A 4396-nucleotide genomic window follows, 5' to 3' on the forward strand; every position below is an offset into this window, starting at 1 on the left:
ACGGTGGCGCGGCGAACGTCGCCGACATCTACCCCCTGGCTCCGCTGCAGGAGGGTCTGCTCTTCCACCACCTCCTCGCCGACGGCGGCGAGGACACCTACGTCATGCCGACAGTGCTCGAGTTCGACACTCGCGGACGGCTCGAAGCCTTTACCGATGCCCTCCAGCAGGTCGTGGACCGGCACGACATCCTGCGCACCGGCATCGTGTGGGAAGGCCTCCGCGAGCCGGTGCAGGTCGTATGGCGTCATGCCCAACTCCCAGTCCAAGAAGTCGATCTCAACCCGGACGACGAGCCGGTCGAGCAGCTCCTGGCTGCCGGTGGTTTGTCGATGGACCTGGACCGGGCCCCGCTGATCCGACTGCACGCGGCCCGCGTCGAGGACAGTCGTTGGCTTCTGCTGATCCGCGCGCATCACATGATCCAGGACCACACAGGCTTGGAACTGCTGCTTGGTGAGGTGGAGGCGTTCCTGGCCGGTCGGGGTGAGGAGTTGCACGAGGCGCTTCCGTTCCGGGACTTCGTTGCGCAGACGCGTGGCGGGGTGGAGCGGGACGTGCATGAGCGGTTCTTCGCCGATCTGCTGGGCGATGTGGATGAGCCGACTGCGCCGTTCGGTCTGGTGGATGTGCGCGGTGTGGGTGCGGATGTGTCGCATGCGGTGGCTGATGTGGGGGTGGAGCTGTCCGGGCGGCTGCGTGAGGTGGCGCGGAGTGCGGGGGTGACCCCGGCCACGGTGATGCATGTGGCGTGGGCGCGGGTCCTTGCCGCGGTCAGCGGCCGTGACGACGTGGTGTTCGGTACGGTGCTGTTCGGGCGGATGAATGCCGGGGCGGGGTCGGACCGGGTCGCGGGTCCGTTCATCAACACGCTGCCGGTGCGGGTGCGTCTGGACGACCGTACCGGCGTACTCGCTGCGGTGCGGGGGATGCGCGGTCAGCTTGCCACGCTGCTTGAGCACGAGCATGCGCCGCTGGCCCTCGCACGGCAGGCCAGTGGTGTGCCGGGAGACACCCCGCTGTTCACATCGCTGTTCAACTACCGGCACAACACGAACCATTCGGTCGACCACGCCGCAGGCCGAGAAGAGGACAACCAAGGGTTCCGGACCCTGCTCGCGCGGGAGCGCACCAATTACCCCCTCGCGGTCGCGGTCAACGATGGCGGAGCGGCACTGAGGCTGGCCGTCGATGCAGTCGGACCGATCGACCCGCAGGCAGTTGCCATGCTGGTTTCCACAGCTGCGGAGAACTTGGTTGTGGCGCTGGAAGAGGCGCTGGACGGCGGCCCCGACCGGCCACTGACGTCGCTCCAGGTCCTCGACGAGGCCGGGCGACGCAAGGTGCTGACCGAGTGGAACGACACCGAGGCCGTCGTGCCGCAGCTCTTCGTGCCGGAGTTGTTCGAGACCTGGGCTGCGCGGATTCCGGATGCGGTCGCGGCGGCGTTCGAGGGCACTGAGGTGTCGTACGCCGAGCTGGCCGCGCGGGCCAACCGGTTGGCGCACGCCCTCATCGGCCGAGGGGTGGGTCCTGAGTCGGTAGTGGGGCTGTGTCTGCCGCGCGGCGTGGAGATGGTCGTTGCGATCCTGGCCGTGTGGAAGGCGGGCGGTGCCTATCTGCCGCTCGATCCGGAGTACCCGGCGGAGCGGTTGGCGTTCATGCTCGGCGACAGCGGGGCCCAGGTGGTGGTCGGCCGCAGGGACATGGTGGCAGGCCTGACCGGTGGGCTCGGGGCGTACAGGGTGGTGCAGCTCGACGATCCGCAGGTGGACGCCGAGTTGGCGGAAATGCCGCAGACCGCGCCCGCTACGGCCGTGGCGTCGGACAGCCTTGCGTATGTCATCTATACGTCGGGGTCGACAGGTCTTCCGAAGGGCGTCGCGGCCACACATGGCGGGCTCGCGAACCTAGTGTCGGTGTTCGGTCCGCTCATGGAGGTCGGGCCGGGCGTCGGGGTACTGCAGTTCGCCTCGTTCAGCTTCGACGCGTCCGTACTGGACGTGGCGGTGACCCTGGGCAGTGGTGGCTCGCTGGTGGTGGCCGGCGCGGCCGAGCGGGCCGAGCCCAAGGCGCTACGCGCCCTGGTCGCATCGGCGCGAATACGCTCCACCAGCGTCGTGCCGTCCCTGCTGGGCGTGCTGGAACCCGATGACCTGGCGATCGTCGGTTCCCTGGTCGTGGGCGCCGAGGCGATCGAGCCGACCCTCGCGGCCAAGTGGGCCCGGGGGCGGAACCTGATCAACACCTATGGACCCACCGAGGCCACCGTGATCGTGGCGACCGGGCCGGTGGACCCGCAACGCGAGGGGACGGTTCCGTTCGGCTCGCCCGCGGCCAACTCCCGCATGTTCGTGTTGGACGGGAGTCTGGAGCCGGTGGCGCCGGGCGTCGTGGGTGAGCTGTACGTGGCGGGCGCGCAGTTGACGCGCGGCTACCATGGCCGCCCCGCACTCACCGCCGAACGGTTCGTGGCCTGCCCGTTCGCCGAGGACGGGTCGCGGATGTACCGGACCGGTGACCTTGCCCGCTGGGAAGCCGACGGTCAGTTGGTGTTCGCGGGCCGGGCCGACGAGCAAGTCAAGTTGCGAGGGTTCCGCATCGAGCTAGGCGAGGTTCAGGCCGCGGTGGCCGCCCACGTCGGCGTCGCTCAGGCCGCGGTCGTTGCCCGCGAGGACACGCCCGGTGACAAGCGTCTGGTGGCCTACGTGGTGCCGGGTGAGGGTGCCGATAGGGATGAACTGCCGCAGTTGGTGCGTGAGGTGGTGGCTGGACGGCTGCCAGCGCACATGGTTCCTACGGCGGTCGTGGTCCTCGATGCGCTGCCGTTGACGGTAAATGGCAAGCTCGACCGCAAGGCGCTGCCCGTTCCGGCCTATGTGTCGGAGAAGGCGGTGGGAAGCCGTCGGCCCGCGACGCCACAGGAGGAGCTCCTGTGCACCGTCTTTGCCGACATTCTGGGATTGCCCCAGGTGGGAGTCGACGACGACTTCTTCACCCTCGGCGGCCACTCCCTGCTGGCCGTACGCCTGGTGAGCCGGGTGCGGTCGGTGCTGGGAGTCGAGCTGTCGCTGCGCATGCTGTTCGAGGCTCCGACGGTGGCCGGGCTTGCGGCCTGCATCGACGAGGCCGACGGAGCCCGGACAGCGCTGATGGCGCAGGAGCGTCCGGAGCGGGTGCCGCTGTCGTTCGCGCAGCGCCGCCTGTGGTTCATCGGCCAGCTGGAGGGCCCGGCACCCACCTACAACCTGCCGACGGTGCTCCGTCTGACGGGCGAGGTGGACGGCGTCGCGCTGAACGCCGCCCTGCGGGACGTCATCGGCCGCCACGAGGTGCTACGCACGGTGTTCGCGACCGCCGACGGCGAGCCGTACCAGCGTGTCCTGGACCTGGACGAATTGGGCTGGGAGCTGCTGGTCCGTGACGCATATGCCGGGGCTGTGGATGCCTCGGTGGCGGCGGCGGCGCGGTACGCGTTCGACCTCGCGTTCGAAGTGCCGGTCCGAGCCTGGCTGTTCCGCGCATCCCCCGATGAGCATGTGCTGGTTGTGGTGGTGCACCACATTGCCGCCGACGGTTGGTCGATGGGGCCGTTGGCGCGGGATGTGTCGGTGGCGTACGAGGCGCGTTGTGCGGGTCGGGCTCCGGAGTGGGAGCCGCTGCCGGTGCAGTACGCGGACTACGCGCTGTGGCAGCGCGAACTCCTCGGCGACGAGAACGACCCGGAGAGCGTGCTTTCCCGGCAGGTCGCCTACTGGCGCGAGACGTTGGCCGGTGCCCCGGAGGAGCTGGCACTGCCCTACGACCACCCCCGTCCGTCCGCGGCGAGCCACCACGGGCACGGAGTCCCCTTCGACATCCCGTCGGAAGTGCATGCGCACCTGGTGGAGGTGGCACGGGCCGAGGGCGTGACGGTGGCAATGGTGCTCCAGGCGTCCCTGGCGGTGCTTCTTTCCCGCCTCGGCGCAGGCACCGATATCCCCATCGGCTCGGCGCACGCTGGGCGTATCGACGAAGCCCTGGACGACCTGGTCGGGTTCTTCGTGAACACGCTGGTGCTGCGTGCGGACCTGTCGGGGGACCCGACGTTCCGCGAACTCCTGTCCCGTGTGCGGGAGGCGGGCCTGTCCGGCTTCGCGCACCAGGGCGTTCCCTTCGAGCGCCTTGTCGAGGAGCTGGCTCCGACGCGTTCCCTGGCCCGACACCCGCTCTTCCAGGTCATGCTCACCCTGCAGAACAACGCCGATGCCGTCGTGAACCTGCCCGGCGCTATGGCGCGAGGAGCTTCGGCCGGCGTAGCGGCGGCGAAGTTCGATCTGGAGTTGACTGTTGGGGAGGTGTTCGGGCCGGGTGGTGTGGCTGCGGGGTTGCGGGGTGCGGTGATTGCGGCGGCGGA

General features: G+C 69.4%; 1 protein-coding gene. It reads left to right on the plus strand.

Going from position 1 to position 4396, the window contains the following annotated elements; all coding sequences use genetic code 11:
- Positions 1 to 4396: amino acid adenylation domain-containing protein (locus ACFWTC_RS38605; protein ID WP_384075141.1), on the plus strand; the 4396-nt coding region annotated here is incomplete at both ends.

The organism is Streptomyces sp. NPDC058619 (assembly GCF_042717785.1).
Lineage (GTDB): Bacteria > Actinomycetota > Actinomycetes > Streptomycetales > Streptomycetaceae > Streptomyces.